Below are 26464 nucleotides of genomic sequence, written 5' to 3' on the forward strand. Positions count from 1 at the left end.
TACGTATGGAAAAGAAGGTTGGAATTATAGGAGTAGGGCAGAGTGCCTTTGTCCGAGGATATCCCGGTTCTATCCGGGAGTTGGCCTTTGATGGTTTTAAAGAGGCGATGGAGGATGCAAAGATATCGGTTAAGGATATAGATGCCTCCATCATTGCCTCTGCCCCAGAGTATGATAAACAGAGATCACCTGCAGGGGTAATTGCTGAATACCTTGGGCTTGTCCCTAAACCCACATGTTATGTTGAGACTGTCTGTTCTTCCAGCAGTATGGGAGTGATGGTGGCCTATTCCATGATTCAAGCTGGTCTCTATGATGTGATCGCAGTTGTTGGGTTCCAAAAGATGTCAGAGCTCTCCTCGATGGAGGTCCAGGAGAGGATGGGAAGGGGTGCCGATATCCAGTGGGAAGCTCCTTTTGGAACTATGATGCCGGCATATTATGCCATGTATGCCCAGGCCTATATGGCAAAATATGGGTTAACCCTTGATGATCTGGCCAATGTCAGGGTTAAAGCAGCTACCTATGGCCAGTTAAACGAGAAGGCGGTCTACCGAAAGGCAGTAAAATTAGAAGACTTTAGTGATCCAGAAAGTCGGATCTCAGGTCCGATAGCGGATCCATTGAGGGTAGGTGACTGCTGCGCCAATGCAGATGGTTCTTCTGCTATTATCGTAGCGAGCGAAGAAAAGGCCAAGGCCATGTGTGAGAAACCGGTCTGGATTTTGGGGGTGGGGGCCGCCTCCGAAGCGGTCAATATGGCGGGGAGACCTAATCTTACTGGTGGTTTAAGGGTAGGGATTGAGGCAGGAAAAGCGGCCTTCAAGATGGCAGGGTTGACCCCTAAGGATATTGATGTGGCTGAGGTTCACGATTGCTTCACCATCGCTGAGCTGATGGCCTACGAAAACTTGGGGTTTGCCAAACCAGGCGAAGGTAAGGAGCTGATCCGATCAAAGGAGACTTATAAGGAAGGGAGTATCCCGATTAATGTTGATGGTGGACTCCTCTCCAAAGGCCATCCCATCGGTGCTACTGGAGGCTCTCAGATCAGGACAATCGTTTTGCAGCTTAGGGGAGAGGCAGGAGCAATGCAGGTCAAAGACCCTGCTATTGGCCTGGTTCACAATATTGGCGGTGTGGGTCTGTATGGAAATGTGACTATATTAGGGAGGTAAAAATGGCTAAAAAAGAAAAGGAAGAAGATACCAGGTTCAGCAAGTTCGGTACGGTAAGTTTTACTGCCCTTACCAAGACTAATGACTTTATAGACTACCTGGAAGGAGGAAAGGTCATGGGGACAAGGTGCAAGAATTGTGGCAAGGCCTTCTTTCCTCCCCGTGCCGATTGCTATAATTGCCTCTCCAGTGATATGGAGTGGTTTGAAGTTTCAGGGAAGGGAAGGCTTTTGAGCCACACGAATCTGATGTATGCCCCTGTCGGTTTTGAGGATGATCTCCCCTATGCCCTGGCATTGGTTGACTACGGAGACTATAAGATCTTCGGGAGGCTGAACAAGGAGATCCCTGGAGGGGAGATCAAAGTAGGAATGGAGGTGGTACCCAAGGTGGTAAAGCTACCTGAAGGGCACATAACCTATGAGTTCACTAAGGCATAGGAAGAAGTGCAGGAAAAGGAGAGGTTCCTTTCGTCAAGAAGGAAATGGGTTCTCTTGACTCAGGGTTTATTTAATATGTGTGTTCGTTAAAGTTGCTGCCTTCGTCTCTTACTAGAACTTAAACTCTTTCTCATAAAAAAGCTTCAAGCAGGCATCTACAACCTTAGGATCGTAAAGGATACCCTTATTATGTAAGATCTCCTCTAGTGCATCACCTATACCGCGAGCCGCTCGGTAAGGTCGGTGAGAAGCCATGGCCTCAACAACGTCAGCTACAGCCAAGATCCTTGTCTCTAGGAGGATATCATCACCAGAGAGCCCCTGGGGATATCCAGAACCATCCTGTCTCTCGTGATGTTGCAGCACTATTTGGGCAACAGGCCATGGAAATTCCACGGTCTTCAGTATATCGTAACCAACTCGGGGATGAGTTTTAATCATATCGAATTCGATCTCGCTCAACTGCTCGGGCTTGCTGAGAATTTCGGCAGGTATATGTATCTTGCCGATATCGTGAATAGACGCTGCCAGTCGGAGCCCCTCGATCTGCTCCCCAGAAATGCCCATCTCTCTGGCGATGGCACAGGCAAGATCCATCACCCGCCGTTGATGACCAGCAGTATAAGGATCCCTTATTTCAACTATCAATGCCATAGTCTGGATGATTCCCCCCAAGATTTTTCGCACTTTCTCTAGACTATGTTGTAATTCTTTCTCTACATGCTTGCGCTCGGTGATTTCTCTTTCCAGGTCCAGCATCTTTTTCTCCAGCTTTTTCACCAGACGCTCGCTGTAGAGCTTAAAGACCTCTTTCTCCTCTGAAATCGGCTTCCTGGGCTCTACCTTGCCCTTCTCAACATCCCTAATCAAACTTTTAATGGTCTTTATGAACTCATCCGGCTCAGCGGGTTTTCGTATGAACTTATCCGCTCCCAGCTTTAAGGCGAACTCCTCATCTTTTTCATCGATATAGGTGGCTGTGTAGAAAATAAAGAGGCTATCCTTCAGTTTGTCGTCCCCCTTCACCTCCCTGCAAAGCTGAAACCCATCCATGACCGGCATGAGGATATCGGCGATTATCATACCAAAGCGCTCGGCACGAAGTTTTTCCAGGGCTTCCGCTCCATTGGTAGCCGATACCACCTCGTAATCGTTGCCTTTCAGCAAAGTCTCCAATAGGTAGAGGTTCTCTTTCTCATCGTCCACGATAAGGATTTTCATTTTCTCCCTCCGTTCATAGGTATTTCTCTATCTCCGCCATGAAGGTTTCAGGGTTGATGGGCTTTTCGATGTAGCCGGTGCAGCCGGCAGCCAGGGCCTTCTCCTTATCACCTGCCATGGCGTAGGAAGTTAGAGCGATAATGGAAATCTCACTATCTGCCTCAGATGCTCTTATCCTTTTCGTGGCTTCCAGACCGTCAATGTCCGGGAGTTGAAGGTCCATGATGATCAAATCCGGCTTCTCCTTGACCGCCAATTCCACACCCTCAGCACCCTCCCTCGCCTCGATGACCTCGAACCCGTTCTTCTCAAGGATGAACCGGATCAGATAGAGATTGGTCTCGTTGTCCTCAACAACCAGCACCCTCTTCATTTCTTTGTTCCTCCTCTTAGTGGTATGGTAAAGGTGAACTCGCTTCCCCTGTCATATTCGCTCTTCGCAGAGATTTCGCCACCCAGAAGGGCGAGCAGCTTCTTGCAGAGGTATAGCCCCAGCCCGGTTCCTTCGTACTTCTTCGTAAGGGACATGTCAATCTGCTGGAAAGGCTCGAAGAGCCTGTTCACGCCCTCTTTTTTTATCCCTATCCCCGTATCAGTGACGCGCATCTCCAGATTCTCATCTCTTAAAACTCTGGCGGTAATCCTTACGCTCCCCTGGTCGGTGAACTTGACGGCATTGCTCACAAGATTCATCAAGACCTGCTTCACACGTCTCCTATCGCTGAAGGGCGTGATGCCTTCGGGTACTTCTGTGAGAAGCTCCAGGCCCCTCTCCATTACCGCAGGTGAGAAGGTCTCAACCACCTCTCCCACCACATCATCGAGCCTGAATTCCTCCAGCGAGAGTTCCACCTTTCCGGCCTCTATCTTGGATATGTCCAGAAGGTCGTTGATCAGGCTCAGAAGATGATGGGCGCTGTTCTTCACCATGATGAGCTGTTTTCTCTGCTCCTCGCTGATTTCCCCGACCATGCCCATCAGGATTATGCCAGTGAAACCTATGATTGAGTTCAGCGGCGTCCTGAGTTCATGGCTCATGCTGGCCAGGAATATGGATTTAAGGCGGTCAGCTTCCTTAAGGCGGATATTCGCCTCTTCGAGCTGTTCTGCAGATTGCTTCAGCGCCTCCTCCGCCCGCCGGCGCTCGGTGATGTCTCTTGCGGCGGCGAACACCCCGGCTACACGCCCCTGTGCATCTTTATAAACAGAAGCATTGTAAAGGACAGGAGTAACTCTTCCATCACGGTGCTTGATCTCAAGTGGATAATCCCGGACATAATTATCTCGGAAAACCTGTTGGTAAACCTTACGAGCCGCATCAGGGTCAATGAAGTAGTTTGAAAAGTCCGTCCCGATAAGCTCCTTGCTGGATAGTCCCGTGATTAACTCCATTGCACGGTTTACATCAGTAATCTTGCCTTCGGCTGAGAGCGTCACCAAAGCATCCAGATTGGCTTCAAAGAGCCCGCGCGTATAATCTCTGGAAACTGTTGTCCGCCGCAAGTCTTCGATCATCTTTTTGAAAGAAGTAGCCAGTTCACCGATTTCATCATTTGACTCGACCTCAACCTGGGTATCCAGGTTCCCCCGGGCAATTTCGATTGTAGCATCTCTGAGTTTTGTAACAGGTTTAGAGATGGAACGGGAGATAAAAAAGGCAATAAGAATACTCATTGTGATCAAAATAAGAGAAGCGGCTATCATACTGTTTCTTAATACAAAAGCGGGTTTTAATACCTCTTCTGCATCATGTCTCACCACAAGCATCCATTGCAGTCCTTCAAAGTCCCTGTAACCTTTTGAGTGTGCATAGGAAAACAATTTTTCTCTTCCGCCCTCTTCGGCAACAAAGAATCCGCTTTCACCTTTTATATTCTTGAAAAACTCTTTCTCAGATACATCTTCTAAAAATTTGTATGGTTTTGTTGCATAAATTAGTCTCCCATCCTTTGTGATTAATTCGATTTCTGTTGTTTCATATTTTTTTGTAGCAATCACTGCCTCCTTTATAAGTCCGGTAACATCAATTGCTGCCTTTATTATCCCTATAAAGTTTCCTTTTTCATTATCAACCCTTATCCCAATACTAATGCTATATATTCCAGCACTTTCACCATATTCAACGTCACCCACATAAAGACCTCTTTCTTTTGCAATTTGCCACCATTCTTCATCCTCCTGCCTGTAATCAGAAGTCCTTCCAGTTTGAGCAACATTTGCTCCGTATTTATTCGTCACAGAAACTTCTCCAAAAACCCGGTAGCCATATTTTTTTTCATAAAGTTCAATAAATTCTTTTCTTAGATTATTTGACAATTCATTGCTAATCAGTTCTTGCATGAAAGGGGTTATTTCTTCTTTTGGTGCAGAAGTCCATTTTTTATCTTTTTTGTTAATATACTCTTGTATATTATCTAATTTCTCAAATTCTTGATTTGATTCTGAAACGGTTTTTTGTAACCACAAACCATGGGAGCGTGCCCGAAGGTGCTCAATCCTAAAATAGATGATATTATCAATTCTTTTAAGCATTTCCTCAATCAATGACGTAGAACTCTCACCAACAGATTCCTGCAGCGATTTCTGGCTCCTATTAACTGAATACAGTGTAAGAGCAACCATTAGTAATACAACCAGCATAAAGCCAATAATTAATTTTGTGCTTATTTTTATTCTCATGTCTTTTATTTTTTATTCCTCCTTTTTATCGCAGATACTTAACCTCTCCATCTACAATCTGGGCAGTATCCAATAGAAAAGCTATACCGTGTTCTCCTCGTTTTACATCAAGATTTCCAAAAACTCCGGGGTATATGAAACCGTCTTCCAGCAGACTCTTCACACTCTCACGAGAAATTTCTTTATCCTCCAACAGACCTGCCAGCAGTTTTATGAGGTCGTAACCGTTTGCTGCATAATGGTTGAAAGGCCTGTTGTATTCGGTCTCATATTTTTCCTTTACCTCTTTGGCAAAGAGATAGTTTGGATTGTAAATGATGGGTGCGGCTACATATACCCCATTTGCCTCTGGCATGCTTCTGACAGAAGGCAAGGTAGCAGTGGCTGGCCCAAGTATAAACCCGCTAAAATTCTCTTTTTTCAATTGCTTAAACACATTCTTAAGATTACTGTCAAAACCCACAGAATAGATTGCTTCCATATCTTTAAGTTTTGCTATTTGCTTTTTGAAATCAGAGTCCTTCGCCTCAAAGGTTTTACCTCTGACTATTCCCCCAGTTCTTTCAAACTCTTTCTTGAGTAATTCAAAGACAGATGTACCATAATCATCATTTAAGTAAAGTATGCCAAGCTTCTTGACCTTCAGTTCTTCCAACATTGACAGGATTGGTGGCACTTCAGCCTCTGCTGTTGCGTAATACCTGAAAACCCATTCATTTTGCTCTGTAAGTTTTGGATTTGTTACTACTAATCCAACAAGAACAACTTCATTTTCCTCTGCCAGAGGAGCTAAAGCCATCGAAACAGAACTTAAGGTTGAGACATACAAAACAGGGTGATGAGTTGCTTCTATTTTGCTAAATGCCTCTTCACCTTTTTGTGTGCTTGTTTTGCTGTCTCCAATAATCAATTCTATTTTCTTTCCATTTATTCCACCCCAGGAATTGATTTCATCAACAGCCAAAAGCATACCACCCTTTACTTCCTCTCCCACATATGATGCAGGGCCAGAAATTGAAAGCACTGCACCTATTTTAATTGCCTTTTCTGCTTGCGACATAAAAAATATGACAATCGCTGCAATAACAACAACTGCAAGAATTCCAGAGATTAACTTAACACTTATCTTCATTTTTTTGACCCCCTTTTTGATTATTTCGCATAGTTTGCCCTATGGATCAGGCAAAGATGATTATATGGCTTGAATCTCCCCAGCTCATTTATGAGTTGGTCTTTTGTTTTACCTGCCTGTGCTAACACGACAGACAGGTCTTCATAAAAGTAAAAGGGGACGGTTCTGTTTTTCTTCTTTTCCACCATTCTTCGGTCTACCTTTTGGCTTTATTAATTCCTCTATTTTATGTTTTCTCTTTATCTCCTCTATAAAGTTTTTGTTTCCATATATCATCCTTCTGTCCATCTCACCCTTCATCGCATTTCTTCCCTTTATCATCCCTTTTACAAATTCTCTGTCGAGCAAAAGGAGAGCAGGGAATAATGTGAATATAATGTATCCTTCTTTAGAGAAGTATATCTAAAATAGATTTATTGTCAACAATATAGGGAAATTAGCTCACGTCCCCGGTTTGGTTGCAGGATGGGAGCGGATATATGTTCTTCGGATAGCTGAAGCGTTAAGAGGTATTAAAACTCCCCGAACAAGGGGATGATCTCGAATCTTGTCACATCCACCAACCCCTTGTCTGTGATCTTTAACTCCGGGATCACAGGTAGCGCCAAAAAGGAGAGGGTCATAAAAGGGTCCTCCAACTTGCCCCCCATCTCCTTGACTGTCCGGTGCAGGAGATCAAGCCTGTCCCTCACCTCCTCTATGGATAGATCGGCAATCAGCCCCCCGATGGGCAGGGGTAGGGAGGCCAATACCCTTCCCCCTCTTATTGCGATCAACCCTCCCTTCATCTCAACGATCCCCTGCACTGCCTGGGCCATGTCCTCATCCATCACCCCTACTACCACGATGTTGTGAGAATCATGGGCCACAGAGGAGGCGATGGCCCCATCTCGCAGGCCAAAGCCCTTGACAAAACCCAACCCCACGTTTCCTATCCCCTTATGTCTCTCTACCACCGCGATCTTCAGGATATCCCCTGAGGGGTCGGCCACAGCCACCCCTCCCTCTGTCTTGACCTCATAAAACCCCCTTTTTGTCACGATCTGGTTTGGGATGACCTCGATGACCTTCGCCGTGGTGGTCTGGGCCTTTATCTGGAATCGCTGGGTGGAGAAACCCTGGATGTGGAAAGTATTCTCTGTTTCGATCCTCTCCTCCTCAATGGCCCCAGGGAGGACCTTTCCCTCTTCGGCCACCAGGCGGCCATCCTTGAAGACCCGCTGGATCTTGACCTCTTTGAGGTCTTCTATCACCAGGAGGTCTGCTCGATAGCCAGGGGCGATGGCCCCGATTCCTGGGAGGGGGAAGTATTCGGCAGGGTTGATTGTGGCCATCTGGATAGCGATGATTGGATCGATCCCCAACTGAATGGCCTTTCTCACACAGTGATCTATGCTTCCCTCGGAGATGAGGTCCGCGGGGTGGCGGTCGTCTGAGACGAACATGCATTGGTGGGCATTTTTCGGAGTGACCAAAGGGATGAGTTCCTCCAGGTTTTTGGCTGTGGAACCCTCTCTGATCATGATGTACATCCCCTTGGCCAGCTTCTCCTCGGCTTCTTCTCTTCGGGTGCATTCGTGATCCGAGGATATCCCGGCGATGATATAGGCAGTGAGGTCCTTGTCGCTGAGCCCTGGGGCGTGGCCATCCACCCTTTTGCCCTGGGCCATCTGAATCTTTTTCAGCACCTCTGGCACCCTATGGATTACCCCGGGGAAGTTCATCATCTCCCCCAGCCCCTTTACCCACTTTTCTTTCATGAGGCCTTGTAAATCCTCTGCCTTGATATCGGCCCCGGATGTCTCCAAGGGGGTGGCCGGGACACAGGAGGGGAGCATGACATAGAGGTTTAAGGGGGTTGATTCCATCCCCTCTTGCATGAGCCTTATCCCCCTTATGCCCATGACATTGGCGATCTCGTGAAAGTCAGTCACCACCGTGGTCACCCCATGTGGGAGGATGGCCCTGGCATATTCCCTCATCCCGACCATGCTGCTCTCTATGTGGACATGGGCGTCGATGAAGCCAGGGGCAAGAAACTTCCCTTCCAAGTTCATTACCTCTCGGGTGCGATAGTGCCCGAAACCTACAACCATTCCTTGGGCGATGGCCACATCCCTGGGTTCGATCTTTCCCGAGAGGACATTGATGAGCTGGGCGTTTTTCAAAAGGAGGTCCACCTCCCTTTCACCCCTGGCGAATGCTATGGCCTCTTTTAGCTCCATGATCTCCTCCAACTAAAGTGGTCTTTAAAATATACCCCCTTTGCAGTGGTAAGATAATTCAGGCAAATTTTACCAAGTTATACTAAGTAACATAGAGGATTAAGGAAGTGAAAATCAATAGAACTTTTTCAGTTCTCAGTTGACTCCTTCATCATCACCAAAGGAGAAAGGAGGCAGAAAAGAGGATGATAAGGAGAAGCGGGTATATGCAAGTCTACAGCTCTAATAGTTAATTTAAAAATCCTGCCTGTCTCAATTCTCGTAATACTGCTCGATATGCTTGACTGAATTCAGGGAGTGTTGCTATGTGAGAAGAAAGACGTATTCGCCAAAGTTTCTTTAAGCTTGCTTCTTTTCGTAGAAACTCTTCTCTCACATCGGTTAATTTTTTGTCCCGGAATTCACTTTTCAGCTTGATAGCTTCGGCCAACTCAGCAAGATTCATGTATCGATTGGTAGTTAGGTACCATATATCGTAAAGGTCGCGAGGTTCATTTCGTGCACGATCTAATAGAGCTATTACTTTTTCAGCAGCTATTTCAGCAAGGGAATAGACACAAACAGTTGCATCCTTAGGCAAGTCTTCATATTCATCATATCCTTTAAGGACTATTCTCTCTTCAATGGGAAAGACAATTTTTTCTCGTATTGTAATATCTACTTTGATCTCCTTACCAGAGACGCTGGGCAAGGGACCTTCATATTCTAAGAAAAAGGTATAGCTGTTTCCATGGGTATGACGGTCATGACGGCTAAAATGTAGTATGATCCCTGAGGCTTGCTGTGTATGTTTAAAGGCAATATCGAGATCCTTTTGGATTTTTTCAATGGGAACTTCCCTTGCCAAGGTGAAATCAAGATCTTCTGAAAAACGATAGTCTGGGAAGTAGCATTTCTTAATGGCTGTACCTCCTTTGAATAAGAAAATATTTTTAAGGGGACTTTGGGATAACCCTACTAAAAACCAGGAGATGCAATAGTCACGCTCAAGGATTGCTTCAGTAATACGGCGGTCTCCTTTTCGGGCGAGTCGATTGGATAGTAGTGAAAGATTTCGCTGGGGAATCATTATGTTCTTACCACAGATAGAAGTTCTTCAGGAGATACATTAAGCTGAAGTCTCCATTTTCGGAGGAATTTCCCCTCAGATGGTAAAAGCGGATCTAATCGCACATAGGTTTCTGTTAGATATGAGCGGAGAATTTCCCGGTCTTCGGGAGTACCAATCTTATAAAGTTCAAGAATATAACCCAGTCTGCGGATAACAGAACCCCTACTCATCTTCACCGCATACTCGATAAGTCGGCTTGCATTTATATCCTGTTGGCGCATCCAAAGTCCTTTAGCTACTTCTGTCAAACCACCGCAATATTCTGGTTGTTTAAGAGCGTCAATGACTGTTCGTTCAAGATTGCTTATTTTTATTTTTTCCTGCTTTGTTACCCAGTGGTCACTCAAGCCAAAGAAAAATTTCTTTTGACTATGGATAAATCGAAATTCAATGCCCAGTGCATTAACAGGCCTGCGTGATTTTAAGGTCGTTACATAGACAACTAATTGAGGCTGAGTTACCATCCCATGAATTTCCATAGCTGTGCCATGAGAAAGATAGTAACCCTTTCCACCTACAATCTCACGGGCCACAACGAACGGGTTTCCTATGTACTCACATTCTTTCCCGAGCTCAAACGGTATTAAGATGAAAAGACCTGATTTTAAACGTGTAACAAGCCCTCTGGCCACAAGCTTTCGGACAAAATTACGGGAGGAAGCTTCGTCCAGATGAAGGATCTTTTGTACTTCTTTCAGTCGGAAGATAGGCCTATTTTGCTCATAGAGCGTGGTAACCAAATGAGCGGATTGAGGACCCAGGGTTTTTAGTTTATTATTGTAACGCATTTCGTGTCCTCCTAAGACACATTCTATATTAGTAACATAACATTTTCAACTATTAAATTATATTCAAAATGCATTTAATGCCTTATCAGGACATTATTTGCATTTATAATAAAATAAACTCAGATCCTAGAGAAATTGGCTGTATGTGAGGTATCAGAGAGGAGAATATCCGCATAAAATGTAATATACTCTCTTTATCCAGACCTCCCCAAGATGATCCTTCATGTTATCAATAAAAGCAAGAGTTGTAAGAGGGGATCAGAATTAAGTTGATGGCAATTGCAGTAATAGGACAATATCGCAAAAGGGGGGTAGGTGAAAAACCTTTGCCCTCGGGGATGGGTTAGAATGAGATTGCCCGCCAGGAGGGGCTATGATATATTTTTTGAGTGGAGAGGAGAAGATGTCCCCTTTATCTTTAGATCCCCCAAGGGTACTCCTGATCAACCCCAATAAGATGAAGCCCCCGGTCACCCCCATCGGCCTCGACTATATCGCCAGTTCCCTGGAGGTGGCGGGCTTTGAGGTGGACCTGATCGATCTCTGCTTTGCTTCCTCATGGCAGGGAGAATTGGACGCATATTTCGATGATCATGCCCCCCTGGCCATCGGGGTCACCGTGCGCAACACCGATGATTGCTTGTACCTCAGCCAGGACTTCATAGTCCCGCGGATAAAGGTGGTAATTGATTATCTCAAAGAGAAAACAACTCGTCCCCTTATCCTGGGAGGGGTTGGTTTTTCGGTGATGCCTGAGCACATACTGGCGTATTTAGGGGTGGAACTGGGGATCTGGGGGGATGGGGAGTGGAGCTTGCCTGCACTTTTGAAAAAGATGGCAAAGGGGGAGGACTTTTACGGAATCCCCGGTCTAATCTACAGGAGGAATGGGGAATACCATAGGAATCCCTCTGAGCTTTCCGACCTCCTGGAACTCCCGCTCCCGCTGAGGGAAGCCGTGAATAACCCCAGGTACTTTCGAGAGGGGGGCATGGGAAGTGTGGAGACCAAGAGGGGATGTGAGCAAAGGTGCATCTATTGTGCCGATCCCCTGGCCAAGGGGAGGAGGTATCGTCTGCGTCCACCGCACATAGTGGTGGATGAGATGGAGATCCTCCTAGAGATGGGGGTGGATCATCTGCACATCTGCGATAGCGAGTTCAACCTCCCCTATGACCATGCCATAGGGGTCTGTGAGGAGATCATCAGGCGCGGTTTGGGCAAGAGGCTCTCTTGGTATGCATATCTGAGTCCAGTCCCCTTCTCTGAGGAGCTGGCCCAGTTGATGTCCCAGGCTGGGTGTAAGGGAATAGACTTTGGGGCCGACCATGGGGACGATCGGATATTGAAGAACCTGGGTCGGCAGTTCACCTCCGCTGACCTGAGAAGGACGGCCACCCTCTGTCACAGATATGGGATTCCCTTCATGTATGACCTCCTTTTGGGTGGCCCTGGAGAGGGTAAGGAGAGCCTAACCAAGGCCATCTCTCTGATGAAGGAGATAGGGCCCTCGAGGGTGGGGATCTCGGCAGGTATCAGGATCTATTCCGGGACGAGGTTGGCCGAGATCGTCCAGAAGGAAGGAATCCACGAGGGGAATCCCAGCCTGCGGGGGGTCGTGAGGTCGGACTGTTTCGCCCCTATCTTCTATGTCTCACAAGGCTTAGGGGATGAGTTGATCCCCTTTATCACCTCTTTGGTAGAAGGAGACGAAAGGTTCTTTTTTGGGGGTGGGGAGGAGGCTGAGGCCAACTACAATTATAATGACAACAGCGTCCTCATGGAGGCCATCAAGAGGGGATATCGCGGCGCTTTCTGGGACATATTGAGGAGGTTGGTCGAAGAAGGCCGAGGTGGGTAGGGCCCTCATCCTGGATTGCTATTGAAATAGCTCGTAGCTCATGGCTGATAGCTGATTGCCCCTTGTGTCATTCAATGCGTTGACTACTTTGGAAAAGATCCTTTTGTCTAAACCTTTCAGCCCGTTACCTTGACATACCTCATCCGCAGGTCATAAAGGAGGCTGCTGAGCAGGTTTTCCTCATCTTGGTTGAGATTCCCTTTGGTCTTTTCCTGGAGGATCCCCAAGATATCGATGGTCTGTTTCGCCAAGGGGATATTCTTGGCCATCTTCTGGGTGGTGGGTTCTGGGATTTCCCCCAGGTGGATCAAGACGGAGGTGCTCAGGGAATAGACAAAGGTGGAGAAGGTTACCTCCGGCAAAGGAGGGATTTCCTCCTTTTCTTCTCTCTTTTCCTCTTGTTTTCGCTCCTCTCTTCTCTCTTCCTTTATCTCCTTCTTTTTCTCTCTTTTTTTCTCCCCTTCTTCGGCAGTGAACCTTTTGTCTATAACCCTGAACCCCTTTTTTTCCTCCTTTTCCTCTTCCATTCTCCTTACCTCCTTTAATCTGGACATCTAAACATGACGTTGTCTGCGGCGATATCTCCGGGAACGGTCCTTCCAGGTCTTTGCTTTTTCCTTCTGGTGAAGGGGTTCCATCCTCAAATTGAGCACTACGGAGCCAGGAAGCTCCCTCTCGACGGGGGGGCTTTTCCTTTTTGCAGGCCGCTTCTTTTCCGGCATGACCTTGGAGATGGGTGGGCCGATGACATAGGTTGGAGGAATGTGGTCCGCTAAATAGATCAAAGGGTTTGCCTGATAAAATGTTATTCCCTGCTCGTAGGCCCTCTGAGCCATGATCTCCAAGATGAGGGGGTGAGGGTCTCGACGTCTGCCGATCCGCAAGGCGAGCTCCGGGGAGGTGCTGAGGTGGATGTACTGTCTTCCCATGGGATCGAGGCCTCGTTGGATGATATGCGGATATGTCTTACGTCTGGTCCCGTGATAGAGGATCTTGGGGGGTGAGCTGGGTTCATACCTTATCCTTTGGGGTAGAGAATGCCCATAGGTGGCCCTAATCCTCTCCCCTTGCACATTAAATCTCTCCCGGTCGCTGGTATAAACCACCTCCAAGATGTGAGAGCGTCTTACATAAGACCATCCCTCCTCCTCGGCAATGGCCTGTTGTAGCTCTTTAATGGAGATAAACCCGTCTTCGTCGAGGACCAATCCAAATTCATCGGGACGGTGCCGCAAGATGTAGGCCATGAGCTTGCTCAGGGCAATTACCCTATGCCTATGGGACATCTCAGTTGAGCCTCCGTCGAAACTCCTCCTTGCACTCTTCCATCTCCTCTAAAAACTTCTCAATGTGTTTTAAGGCCTGTTCTTTATATCCCTTTTGGTTACTGACGGTGTACATGTACATGAGTTTGACGATGGTTTGGTAAATCCCTTGAGGGTCCTTGCACCATTTCTCTATGGGGCAGATGAGGCAATTTTCCTGGTACTCCAGGCAGAAGGCCCCCCCATGCGGGCACTCTCGATGATGGGCCCGAGTTCGGACATCTCCTCCAGCGAGAGGAGGGACTCCTTAATCCTCATCCACTTTTCTATGGTGATGTCGAAGAGGTTTCCCCCCTTCCTGAACCTCTCCACTATCTCCTGAAAGGTCAGCAGCCTGGTCCCCATCCCTCCCCTTGCGGACAAAAAAGGGACATAAATCCCTTTTCCCATCAATCCCTTTGCCGAGGGCTTAGTTTCATGGTTCTTCTCCAAAAAAGTTGCTAAAAAGGGTCCACGGATTCGAGGATTCAAGGGTTCAAGTGTTTGTCTTCTAAGGATTTAATATTTTATAAGTGCCTCGATCATCCTTTCAACATCTCCTATATCCCTTATAGGACTCCCTCCTTATCTGTGATGCTAACTCATATATTTCCTTCCTCGGAAGACCATTGTAACCTTATAAGTTTCAACAATTCTTAAGTATTTCACTTGACCACTGGAATCCTTGACCCCTGGAATCCTGTCAATTCCACCAACCAAGATGGAAAAGATCCAGTTTTATATAATAATAATCCAAGGGCTCTCTTTGTCAATCTCCGGATTTTACCTTGATGATCCTGTTTTCTTCATCTACGTAGATGAGCTTTGGGTGATGGTGGCTGATCTCCTCCTCATCGAGGAGGCCATAACTGGCGATAATAATCAAGTCGTCTTTGCTCGCCTGGTGGGCAGCGGCGCCGTTGATGCAGATGACACCAGACCCCCTTTCCCCTTTAAGGACATAGGTCTCAAAACGGTTCCCATTGGTCAGGTTGTAGATCTGGACTTGTTCAAGGGGGAGGATACCTGCGGCCTCCATAAGCCCTTCATCGATGGTGATACTCCCCTCGTAGTCGAGGTTGTCCTCAGTTACCTTTGCCCGATGGATCTTGGCCTTTAACATAATCCTCTGCACTTTATCCCTCCTTTAGGATGAGGTTGTCGATCAACCTGGTTCTACCTATCCTTACGGCCAAGGCGATAACTGCCTCGTCCTCGATCTCCTCGATATCCTCCAGGGTTTGTGGATCACAAATCTTGGCGTAATCGATCTGTGCTGACTTTTCTGCCTCGATGATCTCCCTTATCTTCTGGAGGATAACCTTTGCGCTTCTGGTGCCCTGGCGAAAGAGTTCTTCGCCCATGAGCAGGGAACGATACAGGCTCTGGGCCGCCTTCCTCTTCTTTGGATTGAGGTAGGCGTTGCGCGAGCTCATGGCCAGGCCATCGGCCTCCCTTACAGTGGGCATCCCAATGATCTCGATATCCATGTTGAGATCCCCCACCATCCTCTTGATGGTGACCAGTTGTTGGTAATCTTTCTGGCCGAAGAGGGCGAGGTGGGGCTTAACGATGTTAAATAGCTTAGCCACCACCGTGGTCACCCCGCGAAAGTGGTGGGGGCGCGAGATACCGCAGAGGTTCTTGGTGACCTTTTCTACCTCCACAGAGGTCTGAAATCTGGTGGGGTACATCTCTTGGACCGAGGGGGTGAAGACGATATCCACCCCCACCTTTTGGGCCAGTTTGAGGTCCCTTTTCATGTCACGGGGATATTTCTCATAATCCTCCCCTGGGCCGAATTGGGTGGGGTTGACAAAGATGCTAATGATCAACACATCTCCCCTCTTCCTCCCCTCCCGCATCAATGAGAGATGGCCTTCGTGCAGGTACCCCATGGTGGGGACGAAGGCGATGGTCTTTCCCTCCTTTTGGAGCTGTTGCGCCTGCCGCTGCATCTCTTTGACCCCAGCGATGATCTCCATCTCGCCCTCAGAGGTAAAAGCTGTGTTCCTCGGTGGGGAATGCCCTCTCCCTCACCTCCTTTATATATCCTCCCACTGCTTGGGAGATGACCTTTCGCAAGTCTACATAACTCTTCACGAATTTGGGGCGAAACTCCCCTAAGAGTCCCAACAGGTCATGGATCACCAGTACCTGGCCGTCACAATGCACGCCTGCCCCGATGCCGATGGTGGGGATGCTCAGCTTTTCGGTGATCTCTTGTGCCAGCTCCACAGGTATGCACTCCAGCACCAGGGAGAAGGCCCCGGCCTCCTCCACTGCCAAGGCGTCCTCCAATATCTTTCGTCTCTGTTCCTCCACCTTGCCTTGTACCTTATATCCCCCCATTTGGTGGATGGACTGGGGGGTCAGGCCAATATGGCCCATGACCGGGATGTCGATGCCGACGATGGCCTTGATAACCTCCTTCATGTTGGACCCTCCCTCCAGCTTTATCGCCTCGGCCCCGCTTTCCTTGATCATCCGTCCTGTATTCCTCTTTGCGTCCTCAATGCTTATCTGGTAGGACATGAAGGGCATATCGATGACCACCAGGGCCCTCTTGACGCCCCTGACCACAGCCCTGGTATGGTAGATCATCTCCTCTATGGTAACCGGGAGGGTGTTGGGATAACCTGCCACCACCGAACCAACCGAATCTCCCACCAGGAGGATGTCCACCTCGGCCTCATCTAGGATACGGGCGAAGGGGGTATCATAAGCGGTGAGCATAGCGATCTTCTCCCCCCTTTCCTTCATCTCCCTTATGCCAGGTACCGTTACCTTCTCCTTCATTTCCCCCTCCTTGATTTTGATGTTGTTGGTATTAGGACAAAAGGCCTCCTGGACCGTCCCAGAAGGCCTTTTTATTCTATTTAATACCTTCCGTCTCAGTCCAGCCCTACCTGGATCCAAGCGGGATGTAATACCACGTCCCCTTTCTGGTCCCTTTGATTTCCCTCAATAGGTCCTCAAAATCCTCCCTGCTCTGGACAAAGTCGATCTCTGTCGTGTCCACCACCAGAAGAGGGGATTCGCTATAATAGAAGAAGTAATCCCTATATGCCTCCACCACCTCCTTCAAATACTCCAAGGAGATATCCCTCTCATAGTGCATCCCCTGTGTCCTGATCCTCTCTTTGAGGACCTCGGGCCGGGCCTGCAAAAGGATCACCAGATCAGGTCGGATGATCCTGCTGTCCAAGAGGGAATATATTCCTTCATACAACCTCAGTTCATCTTTGTCAAGATTTATGTGGGCGAAGATCCTGTTGCGGTCAAAGAGATAGTCGCTGATAATCATCTCTTGGAAGAGGTCTAGTTGGCTGAGGTCCTTTTGTTGTTGATAGCGGGTGAGGAGGAAGAACAACTGGGTTTGAAAGGCGTATCCCTTCCTGTCCTGGTAGAACTTTTCCAAAAAGGGGTTGTCCTGCGTTCTCTCCAGGAGTAGTTCTCCCCCCAGCTCGGTGGCCAACATCTTGGCCAGGCTTGTCTTGCCCACGCCGATGGGCCCCTCTACCGCGATATATCGCTTCTCACCTTCCATATTTTACCTAAGCCCTCATGAGGGTTTATCCTCACCCATGCCTATAAAAATACAGGGTTCAAGGATTCGAGGGTCCAAGGGTTCAAGTCTTTGTACTGTAACTTCTGCCTAACATTTAATCTTAATAATTCTTAACTATTTCACTTGACCCCTTGAATCCTTGACCCCTTGAATCCTCCAAAAAGGGGGAATACCTTTTGGGGATTTCAGGGGGCGCAGCCCGCTGAAGCAAGCCCAATAGACCCAAAAAGTTCAAAGATGATAAAACGCTTCTTCTTACCGTGAAGTATTTTCACGGTAAAATTATCACAAGACCTCCCTCCTGTCCATCCTATACATAGTAATTTTTCCCAAAAGGATCTTTTTGCCTATTGGGGGGGTTGACAAACATAGGCCCTTTTGATAACTGTCACACCAAGGGGAGGTGGAGATGATTTCTTTATAGGATTAATTAAAAGGAGGTGAAAGTTTAAGTCTTTTATCTAAGAGAGAATCCAAAAAGAGGGGAGGTAGATATTAAATGAAGGTAACGCGAAGGGACTTCATAAAGATTTCTGGAGTTACCGCGACAAGTTTATATTTAACTCAATTGGGGTTTGATCTCTCCCCTGTGTCTGCCTACGCCAGCGGACTCCGCATCAAGGGTGCCAAAGAGACTACTACCATTTGCCCCTACTGTGCAGTTGGGTGCGGTATTATCTGCCACTCTAGGGGAGGGAAGGTGATTAACACCGAGGGGGATCCCGACCATCCCATCAACCAGGGTGCGCTCTGCGCCAAAGGTGCAGCCCTATTTCAATGGGTGAACAACAAAGACAGGATTACTACACCCCTTTATCGGGCCCCAGGTAGCGACAGGTGGAAACAGGTCTCCTGGAACTGGGCCTTAAGCGAGATCGCCAAGAGGGTCAAGGCTGCCAGGGACGAGGGATTCACCAAGGTCAACGCCAAGGGCCAAAGGGTAAACAGGACAGAGAGCATCGCTCACATTGGCTCTGCGGCGTTGGACAATGAGGAGTGCTGGATCCTCCAGGCCATGATGAGGGCCCTGGGGCTCGTCTATATCGAGCACCAGGCCCGTATCTGACACAGCGCTACGGTAGCGGCTCTGGCAGAGTCGTTCGGACGTGGCGCCATGACCAACCACTGGATTGATATCGGCAACAGCGATTGCATCCTCATCATGGGGAGCAATGCGGCGGAGAACCACCCTATATCCTTTAAATGGGTGACCAAGGCCATGGAACGGGGAGCCACCCTCATTAACGTTGATCCCCGGTTTACAAAAACTTCTTCAAAGTCCGACATCTATGCACCCATCCGTTCTGGCACCGATATAGCCTTTTTGGGTGGGATGATAAAATACATCCTGGACAACAACCTCTACTTCCGGGAGTATGTGGCCGAGTACACCAACGCCCCGTTCATCCTGACTGAGAAGTACTCCTTCAAAGATGGGCTCTTTTCAGGATATAACCCCAATACCAAAAGCTACGACAAGAGCTACTGGGCCTTTGAGAAAGATGGAAAGGGTATCCCCAAAAAGGATAAATCCTTCAAGCACTCCCGCTGTGTCTATCAATTGCTCAAGAAACACTATTCACGCTATACCCTTGACAAAGTATCAGCTATCACGGGGACACCTAAAGAAGACCTTTTGAAGGTCTATAAGACCTACGCAGCCACGGGTGTCAAAGGTAAGAGTGGAACCATCATGTACGCCATGGGCTGGACCCAGCATACAGTTGGTGTCCAAAACATCCGCACCATGGCCATAATCCAGCTCCTTTTGGGCAACATGGGGGTGGCTGGAGGCGGGGTCAACGCCCTAAGGGGTGAGTCCAACGTGCAGGGCTCCACAGACCACTGCCTGCTCTGGCACATCTGGCCCGGCTACCTCAAGACCCCCAGGGCTTCCAACACTACACTCGCCGCCTACAACAAGAGATGGACCCCCAAGACCAATGATCCTCTGTCTGCCAACTGGTGGGGTAACTACGCTAAATACTCGGTGAGCTTCCTCAGATCCATGTTCGGCAAGGCGGCCAAGCCGGAAGACGAGTTCGGCTACCAGTGGCTCCCCAAGGTGGACGACGGGGGCACCTACACCTGGCTCGACCTATTTGACAGGATGTATAGAGGCAAGTTCACTGGGTTCTTTGCCTGGGGCCAAAACCCTGCCTGCTCCGGGGCCAACTCCAACAAGACCAGGCAGGCGTTGGCCAAATTGAAATGGCTGGTGAACGTCAACATGTTCGAGAACGAGACGGGTTCTTTCTGGAAGGGCCCAGGGATGAACCCCAAGGAGATCAAGACCGAGGTCTTTTTCCTGCCCTGTGCGGTATCAGCGGAGAAGGAGGGCTCGATAACCAACTCCGGCCGCTGGATGCAGTGGCGATATGCCGCGGCCAAGCCGCCTGGAAAGGCCATGGGTGATGGCGAGATGATCGTCGAGCTATTCAATAAAATCAGGGGGCTCTACAAGAAGGAGGGGGGCGTTTTCCAAGAGCCGATCTTAAACCTCAAGTGGGACTACACCACCAAGGGAAAGTTTGACTCCCACAAGGTGGCCAAGGAGATAAACGGCTACTTCTTGAAGGACGTCACCATTGAGGGCAAGACCTTCAAGAAGGGGACCCTCGTTCCTTCCTTCGCCTTTCTGAAGGCAGATGGTTCCACCTCGTCGGGCAACTGGCTCTACTGCAACTCTTACACTGAGAAGGGGAACATGGCTGCCCGCAGAGGCCTTAAAGATGCCTCCGGCATTGGGCTCTACTCCCAGTGGTCCTGGTGCTGGCCGGTGAACCGCCGGATCATCTACAACCGTGCCTCTGTAGACCTGAAAGGCCAGCCTTGGGACAGGAAACATCCGGTGATCCGCTTCGTCGGTGAAGTCAAAAATGGCAAGTACGTGACCAAGAAGTGGGTCGGTGACGTGCCAGACGGCGGATGGTACCCAATGATGAACCCGGACGGGACACGGCGCGCTGATGCCAAATACCCCTTCATTATGAAGCCCGAGGGTCATGCCCACATCTTCGGACCAGGCCGGACAGATGGCCCTTTCCCCGAGCACTACGAGCCCTTGGAATGTCCAGTGGATAGGAACCTGATGAACTCACAGTTTATTAACCCCACGGTAAAGCTGTTCAAGACCGAAATGGACAAGTTCCTCACCTGTGATCCTCGCTATCCATTTGTGGGCACAACCTATCGGGTAACCGAACACTGGCAGACAGGACTCATGACTCGGTGGCAGCCGTGGTTGGTTGAGGCAGAACCCCAGCAGTTCTGCGAGATGAGCGAGGAGCTGGCAGCCATGAAGGGCATTAAGAATGGCGATAAGGTTGTTGTGGAATCGGCCAGGGGCAAGGTGACTGCGATAGCCATCGTGACCAAGCGGTTCAAGCCCTTCAAAATCATGGCTCAGATTGTCCACGAGGTGGGGCTTCCGTGGTGCTTTGGTTGGGTGACCCCCAAAGACGGCGGTGATTCCTCCAACCTGCTTACCCCGTCGGTGGGCGATCCCAACACGAAGATACCTGAGACCAAGGCCTTCATGGTGAACGTGCGGAAGGCATAAAGGAGGTGATCCCATGTCTGATAAATCGTTTTTTATCGATACCACCAAGTGTACTGCCTGTCGAGGCTGTCAGATAGCCTGTAAACAGTGGAACCAACTCCCTGCCACCAAGACCAAGAACTGGGGAAGTCACCAGAACCCGGCGGATCTCTCCTTTGTAACCTACAAACTCGTTCACTTCTCCGAGGTGGTCTCGGAGGGAGAGCTCCGCTGGTACTTCTTCCCTGAGCAGTGCCGTCACTGCGTTGAGCCTCCCTGCAGAGATATCGCCGAGGAGCTGGGATACAAGGATGCCATAAAGGTAGATAAGGCCACTGGGGCAGTGCTCTTTAACCAAAAGGTGAAGATCAAACCGGAAGACTTCAATGAGATCAAGGAATCCTGTCCCTTCAATATTCCGAGATATGACCCAAAGCGGATGGTCATGTCCAAGTGCACCATGTGCATCGATCGGATCTCCAATGGTTTGTTGCCAGCGTGCGTCAAAGCCTGTCCCACCGGGGCCATGAACTTCGGTGATCGGGACAAGATGCTGGCCTTGGCCAATAAGCGCCTGAAGGAGTTGAGGGCCAAATACCCCAAGGCCCAACTCCTCAACGAAGAAGATGTCCGCACCATCTATCTGATCATAGATGACTCTGAGAAGTACTATGAGTTTGCCAAGGCAAAGGACACTTTGGGGATTACAAGGATGATAGCCATGAAGAAGCTTATTCGACCCCTGGTAAACCTCTGGGGAGCCAAGGGGTAGTTTAATCATTCACGCAACGTAATGGATGGGCTTGTCCCGAAGGGTTTCCTCTCGGGACAAGCCCTTTCTTTGCTCATCTGGATGGTATATTATCAAAACAGAGAGGGTTGCGCTTATGGGGGAGTCGTTGGAGAAGATAAAAGAGCGGATCGCCTGGTTTAAGGAGGAGCGGCCCATCTATCGGGAGATCCTCGATTTTTATGCTCAGGTCCTGGAAGAGCAGGGGAGAGTTCGACCCCAGTTGAAGATTAGAGCCTTGGATCTCGATAAGAAACTGGTAAAATCCAGGCAGCATAGCGGAGTTCCCCTGCTACAAAGAGAGGAATTCGAGATAGACCTTGAGGCCGCAAAGGGGCTCTTTCATGCCCTCTGCCTGATCGGCCAAGGGGCAACGCAGAAGATGGGGGAGGAGATACCGAAGATTGTAAAGGTGTTACAGAACGATAAATTGAACTTGGAGCATCTCCTCAGCAGACATTATGATGGGGATTATCTCGACCAAGAGGCAGAGAGGTGGGGATTTGATATGGGGATCTTTTTCTTCTTGGTCAAGGCCAGCGTCAGGCCTTCCTTGGAGGCCCAGATGGAGCAACTAAGGGGGTCTATCGATCTGGAAGAGTGGCTACAGAGGTATTGTCCCATCTGCGGTTCATCCCCCCAGATGGCAGAGTTAAGGGATGAAGGGGGAAAAAGGTATCTTCAGTGCTCCCTTTGCGGCTGCCATTGGCGGTGGGAGCGTTTGGCCTGCCCATATTGTCACAACAAGGCATTTGACTCGTTGCATTACCTCTTCTCCGAAGAGGAGGAGGCCTATCGGGTGGATCTATGCGATCGATGCAAGGGATATATCAAGACGGTGGATTCCCGCAAACTCGACTATGAGCCCTATTTGGATCTCGAGGACGTCGTTACCATCCACCTGGACCTCCTGGCTTTGGAGAAGGGTTATAAAAGGCCTGTCCCCACCCCTTGGGGGCCGATGATCGTTAAATGAGGGAAGGGGAATTGAAGACGTTAAAGAAGTACCCTGCTCTTTTGATACAGGACGGAAGGGCGCAAGAGGTCGAAGACTGGGTGGTTGCAGAGGACTCTTATGAGCTCTATCTCAACGATACCCTGGTGGATACAATGGTGGTCTCTTTCTCGGACCTAGAGGCCCATGCCATGGGTTACGTGGTGACCGAAGGACTGGTTAAACCAGAAGAGGTAAAGGATGTCCAGCAGAAAGGACATCAGGTCTTTGTCAGCACCGTGGGTAGGAAGAAGGTTAACCCATCCAAGACCCTTTGGCGGAGCTCGGCCTATCGGGGCAGTGAAGGGGCATCGATTCCCGTGGTTTCCTCCAGCGCAAAGATTACCCCTGCCCTGATCGTGCAGTGTGCCAAGCAGATCTCTGCCCAGGCCGAGAACTGGAGAAAGACCGGGGGGATACACATCTCCCTGCTGTTCAATCAACAGGGGGGGGTGATCAAGGTGGTCGAAGATATCGGGCGGCACAACAGCGTGGACAAGGTAGTGGGATATGCCCTCCTTCATCATATCCCTTTGACTGAGACCATCTTGGTCTGCAGCGGCAGGCAGCCTGAGGGGATGATCCTGAAGGCTGCCCGTGCAAGAATCCCCATTGTTGTCACCAAGGCCGCTGTGACCGATAGAGGGATTGAGACAGCAGAACGGTTAGGGGTGACCCTCATCGGCTTTGCCAGGAAAGGGCGTTTTACCATCTATTCCCATCCAGAGAGGGTGAGCACGTAGTTTTTTTCTTGTTTCCTCCTCTTCTTTGCATTAAAATGCAATAAGACTGAAACCTAAAAGGGGAGGGTGAAAAATGGCTAAACGAATTTCAAGAATCGTTTTCTTTCTCCTTTTTTTCGTCGCATTAATAGTCCCCTCCGCTCGGAGTGAGGTCAGGCATGTCACCATCCTTTACAGCAACAACATCAACGGACAAGTTAATCCCAGCGGGTGAGGGGCGGCCAGGGCTGGCGGTCTGGCCAGAAGAGCAGGGTTGATAAAAGAGATAAAGAAGGCAGGGGGAGACCTCCTTATTCTCGATGCGGGGGACCTCCTCTTCAAGAGATACGTTACCCCCAGCCTTTCCGCTTCTCTTCAGAAGGAGGCCTTATTGGACGCCAAATTGATGGTCGAGGCATTCAACCTCATGGGGTGTGACGCTGTAGGGATAGGGGATTACGAGCTCACCTTGGGCGCAAAGGCCTTTGCCGAGCTGAAAAAGAGGGCCAAGTTCCCCTTTGTTTCCTCCAATGTGATCTTTAAGGATGGCCGTAGGATGCCCGTCCCCTATGTGATAAAAAGGGCAGGGGGCCTGAGATGGGGAATTTTTAGCCTCTTGAGTGCCAACCTATCTTCAACATCTAAAACCCGGGAGTGGAAGGTGCTGGACCCGCTGGAGAAGGGTAGGGAGGTGGTAAAGAAGCTGAAGAAGAAGGCTGATCTTATCATCCTTTTGGCCGACATGCCCTTGAAAGAGCTCAGGGCGCTCCTGTCCCAGCTGCAGGGGATAGCGATAGTCGTGGCGGGGCATAGCTCATCCGGGATGAGAAGGCCCATGCAGGTGGGGCAGACCATCGTGGTTCGCAGTTATGGTTTGGGCAGATATCTGGGGATGTTGGATCTCTATCTCAAGGACCCCAAGGCATCCTTTGTTGATGAGGCCAGGATCATGACGTTGGAGCGAGATCTGGCAGTGGTGAACAACAAGATAAAAGGGGGAGCCCCAGGGAACTTTGAAAAGGTAAAGGCAAAGATGGAGGCCCAGCTCAGGGAGTTGAAAAGGGGGAATATCTATCGAAATCAACTCATTCTCTTATCATCCAGGCTCCAGGAAGATAAAGGGGTGAAGAGACTAATGCAAGATTTCAGCGCCAAGAAAAAGGAGCTGAAAAAGAGGTGTCCTGAGAAATAGGTGCCGGAACGGGCCAGGCCTTACAGGGCTTGATCTGCCCGATTTTATCAAGGGGAAAATCTTTCTCTTGCCCAGGGTCTTTAATATGTGTGTGTTGGGCGACCCGAAAGGTAAAAATCTATTGAGAATTTTGAGGTCAAACCCCACAGATTTTCATTTTTTGATTAGAACTCTATAACTTGTGTGATGATGTTTCCAAAAGGGTGAACCCTTAATTTGTTTCTCAGTATGAAATTTATTCCCTTCAATTAATTCAGCAGGATGTAAACCATGCATAATCCCGGAATTTCCAGTAGACAATTTTAGAAAAATTCTGTGAAAGACATCTGTGGGGAATTCTTGGAACTCTAAAGAGATATATCTGCCATTTGGTTCAAGAACTCTGTAAATTTCTTTCAATGTTTGATCCTTTTCTCCGTGGCTTAGATGGTGATACAGCAGGCAGGTAAACACAACATCAAATTCACAGCTTTCGTAGGGTAATTTAGTAGAATTTCCAACTCTATAATCTATGTCATACCCTCTTTCTTTTGCCTTTTCCCTTGCTATTTCTATCATTTTAGGGGCTATATCAATTCCATGGATAAAACCCTCGTCCAGAATTTCAGCAATCATTAAATCTAAATTTCCTGGCCCGCAACCAATATCCAAGACCTTTTCGTTCCCTTTTAAATCTGCCAATTCAGTCAATCTTTTGTAAATTTCTCTTAAATTGTGCTTCGCCCATCTGTCATAAATACCTGCGCCAAAGTTAAGGATTTTTGTTATTGAGTATTTCATATTCGTATCTCACAATAATTTTGGAATCATCCGCCAGGGGACTTTTCTTTTGTACTCTTTGTATTCCTCCCCATATTTTTCCAGAAGCTCCTTCTCTTCAAAATGTATAATGGGTAGATAAAGAAGGGCATAGGGAATCGAGAACAAAAGCGCATACATTGATTTAAGGAGAACAGCCATGCCTACAGCCAATAGAAAATTACTCATGTATAAAGGATTTCTAACGGTTCCATATACGCCCCTTGTAACCAAGCTTCCTTTACTTTTTAAGGCAGGGGCTATACCTATCTCTTTTTGAGCCAATATCTTTATGATGAAATTTGATCCCAAGAGAATTATCCCCACAGTCAAGGCAGCAGGAGTTTGAATTGTTATCCTTGGTCCTTTAGTAAAGGGTAAAGCGATGATGGGTGCTATAAAAGTCAGAAAAATAAAAATTCTGACAATGGGTTTTGGTATTCTGTTTTTAACCTTGGTTTGCATACCAGGTAGACTGAGCACTACTATCGTTATCGTATAACCCATTAGATAGGCACCTATCCAGAGAAGGGGGTTGGCCCAAAAATTATTTGACATTTTGATTGCTTTCTTTTAACGCCTTATAGGCTCGATAACTGAAATAGATAAGTGACAAAGTTATCCAGCCATTAAAATATGGGCGATTCTGAAATGGAGCAATGCCCAATATAAGTAACACCAGCGGAAACAGATTCAAGACTCCGAGTATAACAGCGAGAAGATAACCTATCCATAGATTAGCCAGGCACAATAGACAGATGACAGCCCAGGCGATTGTAAAAATTACTATAACAGTGAATGCCGGCATAGGATGTGTTTCAGCAAAGATTTTTGAACCCTCAAATTCAAATATTATCTTGAAAAGAATCTGAGCAACGATAAAAGCGATCGCTGCTTGTGCTTCCATTGAAAATTTG

Annotated in this window: 27 protein-coding genes; 9 read left to right on the top strand and 18 right to left on the bottom strand. The window is 48.4% G+C overall.

Translation table 11 applies throughout. The features are described 5' to 3' along the window. Positions 1-5: 5 nt before the first annotated feature. Together JRI46_02950 and JRI46_02955 are read left to right on the top strand one after the other, a co-directional pair. Positions 6-1178 (top strand): acetyl-CoA acetyltransferase, encoded by a 1173-nt coding sequence (locus tag JRI46_02950; protein MBW2038540.1) that lies wholly within the window; start codon positions 6-8, stop codon positions 1176-1178. A 2-nt stretch (positions 1179-1180) separates the two neighbouring features. Next, positions 1181-1618, top strand: a complete 438-nt coding sequence (locus JRI46_02955) for a Zn-ribbon domain-containing OB-fold protein (protein ID MBW2038541.1) — start codon at positions 1181-1183, stop codon at positions 1616-1618. A 111-nt stretch (positions 1619-1729) separates the two neighbouring features. On the opposite strand, the gene JRI46_02960 is transcribed toward JRI46_02955, so the two are convergent. The 8 genes from JRI46_02960 to JRI46_02995 form a co-directional block, all read right to left on the bottom strand. Next, positions 1730-2839 (bottom strand): response regulator, encoded by a 1110-nt coding sequence (locus JRI46_02960; protein MBW2038542.1) that lies wholly within the window; start codon positions 2837-2839, stop codon positions 1730-1732. A 13-nt stretch (positions 2840-2852) separates the two neighbouring features. Further along, on the bottom strand, positions 2853-3212 hold the full coding sequence (locus tag JRI46_02965) for a response regulator (protein MBW2038543.1): 360 nt from the start codon (positions 3210-3212) through the stop codon (positions 2853-2855). Continuing rightward, positions 3209-5518: a PAS domain S-box protein gene (locus tag JRI46_02970; GenBank protein ID MBW2038544.1), complete on the bottom strand. Its 2310-nt coding sequence runs from the start codon at positions 5516-5518 to the stop codon at positions 3209-3211. Before JRI46_02970 ends, JRI46_02965 begins: the two co-directional genes overlap by 4 nt. Before the next feature lie 25 nt (positions 5519-5543). Continuing rightward, positions 5544-6650, bottom strand: a complete 1107-nt coding sequence (locus JRI46_02975; protein MBW2038545.1) for an ABC transporter substrate-binding protein — start codon at positions 6648-6650, stop codon at positions 5544-5546. A 141-nt stretch (positions 6651-6791) separates the two neighbouring features. Then, a complete protein-coding gene (locus JRI46_02980; GenBank protein ID MBW2038546.1) occupies positions 6792-6950 on the bottom strand; it encodes a hypothetical protein in 159 nt (52 codons plus the stop codon). Positions 6951-7162: 212 nt separating this feature from the next. Next, positions 7163-8875, bottom strand: coding sequence for an adenine deaminase (gene ade / locus JRI46_02985; GenBank protein MBW2038547.1), 1713 nt, complete (start codon positions 8873-8875; stop codon positions 7163-7165). Positions 8876-9104: 229 nt separating this feature from the next. Next, positions 9105-9944 carry a nucleotidyl transferase AbiEii/AbiGii toxin family protein gene (locus JRI46_02990; GenBank protein ID MBW2038548.1) on the bottom strand — a complete coding sequence of 280 codons (840 nt, stop codon included), beginning with the start codon at positions 9942-9944 and terminating at the stop codon, positions 9105-9107. Beyond that, positions 9944-10774, bottom strand: coding sequence for a transcriptional regulator (locus JRI46_02995; protein ID MBW2038549.1), 831 nt, complete (start codon positions 10772-10774; stop codon positions 9944-9946). The genes JRI46_02990 and JRI46_02995 overlap by 1 nt, the downstream gene beginning before the upstream one ends. A 373-nt stretch (positions 10775-11147) precedes the next feature. Between JRI46_02995 and JRI46_03000 the strand changes: the two genes are divergently transcribed. Continuing rightward, positions 11148-12635, top strand: coding sequence for a radical SAM protein (locus tag JRI46_03000; protein MBW2038550.1), 1488 nt, complete (start codon positions 11148-11150; stop codon positions 12633-12635). 116 nt (positions 12636-12751) lie between these two features. Here JRI46_03000 and JRI46_03005 read toward each other — a convergent pair whose 3' ends face one another. The 7 genes from JRI46_03005 to JRI46_03035 form a co-directional block, all read right to left on the bottom strand. Beyond that, positions 12752-13162: a DUF1844 domain-containing protein gene (locus tag JRI46_03005; GenBank protein MBW2038551.1), complete on the bottom strand. Its 411-nt coding sequence runs from the start codon at positions 13160-13162 to the stop codon at positions 12752-12754. A 27-nt stretch (positions 13163-13189) separates the two neighbouring features. Continuing rightward, positions 13190-13921: an RNA 2'-phosphotransferase gene (locus JRI46_03010; GenBank protein ID MBW2038552.1), complete on the bottom strand. Its 732-nt coding sequence runs from the start codon at positions 13919-13921 to the stop codon at positions 13190-13192. Between the two features lie 171 nt (positions 13922-14092). Further along, positions 14093-14350: a hypothetical protein gene (locus JRI46_03015; protein ID MBW2038553.1), complete on the bottom strand. Its 258-nt coding sequence runs from the start codon at positions 14348-14350 to the stop codon at positions 14093-14095. A gap of 358 nt (positions 14351-14708) precedes the next feature. Then, positions 14709-15074, bottom strand: coding sequence for an aspartate 1-decarboxylase (locus tag JRI46_03020; protein MBW2038554.1), 366 nt, complete (start codon positions 15072-15074; stop codon positions 14709-14711). 1 nt (position 15075) lies between these two features. Further along, positions 15076-15924: a pantoate--beta-alanine ligase gene (locus JRI46_03025; protein MBW2038555.1), complete on the bottom strand. Its 849-nt coding sequence runs from the start codon at positions 15922-15924 to the stop codon at positions 15076-15078. 7 nt (positions 15925-15931) lie between these two features. Beyond that, positions 15932-16738, bottom strand: a complete 807-nt coding sequence (gene panB, locus JRI46_03030; GenBank protein ID MBW2038556.1) for a 3-methyl-2-oxobutanoate hydroxymethyltransferase — start codon at positions 16736-16738, stop codon at positions 15932-15934. A gap of 106 nt (positions 16739-16844) precedes the next feature. Next, positions 16845-17489 carry a deoxynucleoside kinase gene (locus tag JRI46_03035; protein MBW2038557.1) on the bottom strand — a complete coding sequence of 215 codons (645 nt, stop codon included), beginning with the start codon at positions 17487-17489 and terminating at the stop codon, positions 16845-16847. A 520-nt stretch (positions 17490-18009) separates the two neighbouring features. On the opposite strand from JRI46_03035, the gene fdnG reads away from it, so the two are divergent. The 6 genes from fdnG (at position 18010) to JRI46_03065 (ending at position 24749) form a co-directional block, all read left to right on the top strand. After that, positions 18010-21072, top strand: coding sequence for a formate dehydrogenase-N subunit alpha (gene fdnG, locus JRI46_03040; GenBank protein ID MBW2038558.1), 3063 nt, complete (start codon positions 18010-18012; stop codon positions 21070-21072). 13 nt (positions 21073-21085) lie between these two features. Next, positions 21086-21823: a formate dehydrogenase gene (locus JRI46_03045; GenBank protein ID MBW2038559.1), complete on the top strand. Its 738-nt coding sequence runs from the start codon at positions 21086-21088 to the stop codon at positions 21821-21823. A gap of 127 nt (positions 21824-21950) precedes the next feature. Beyond that, positions 21951-22817 (top strand): formate dehydrogenase accessory protein FdhE, encoded by an 867-nt coding sequence (locus JRI46_03050; protein MBW2038560.1) that lies wholly within the window; start codon positions 21951-21953, stop codon positions 22815-22817. Continuing rightward, on the top strand, positions 22814-23578 hold the full coding sequence (gene fdhD, locus JRI46_03055; protein ID MBW2038561.1) for a formate dehydrogenase accessory sulfurtransferase FdhD: 765 nt from the start codon (positions 22814-22816) through the stop codon (positions 23576-23578). The genes JRI46_03050 and fdhD overlap by 4 nt, the downstream gene beginning before the upstream one ends. A 73-nt stretch (positions 23579-23651) precedes the next feature. Next, positions 23652-23792 carry a hypothetical protein gene (locus JRI46_03060; GenBank protein MBW2038562.1) on the top strand — a complete coding sequence of 47 codons (141 nt, stop codon included), beginning with the start codon at positions 23652-23654 and terminating at the stop codon, positions 23790-23792. Between the two features lie 39 nt (positions 23793-23831). Then, a complete protein-coding gene (locus JRI46_03065; protein MBW2038563.1) occupies positions 23832-24749 on the top strand; it encodes a hypothetical protein in 918 nt (305 codons plus the stop codon). 153 nt (positions 24750-24902) lie between these two features. On the opposite strand, the gene JRI46_03070 is transcribed toward JRI46_03065, so the two are convergent. From JRI46_03070 to JRI46_03080, 3 genes are all read right to left on the bottom strand, one after another. After that, the gene (locus JRI46_03070; protein MBW2038564.1) at positions 24903-25529 is read right to left on the bottom strand and encodes a class I SAM-dependent methyltransferase; all 627 of its coding nucleotides are present in this window, start codon (positions 25527-25529) and stop codon (positions 24903-24905) included. Positions 25530-25538: 9 nt separating this feature from the next. After that, positions 25539-26105, bottom strand: a complete 567-nt coding sequence (locus JRI46_03075) for an isoprenylcysteine carboxylmethyltransferase family protein (GenBank protein ID MBW2038565.1) — start codon at positions 26103-26105, stop codon at positions 25539-25541. Continuing rightward, positions 26095-26464 (bottom strand): hypothetical protein (locus tag JRI46_03080; protein MBW2038566.1); only part of this gene is annotated, 370 nt, incomplete at its 5' end. The genes JRI46_03075 and JRI46_03080, both read right to left, overlap by 11 nt.

The sequence above is a fragment of the Deltaproteobacteria bacterium genome (assembly GCA_019308925.1).
In the GTDB taxonomy this organism is placed as follows: Bacteria; Desulfobacterota; B13-G15; order B13-G15; family RBG-16-54-18; genus JAFDHG01.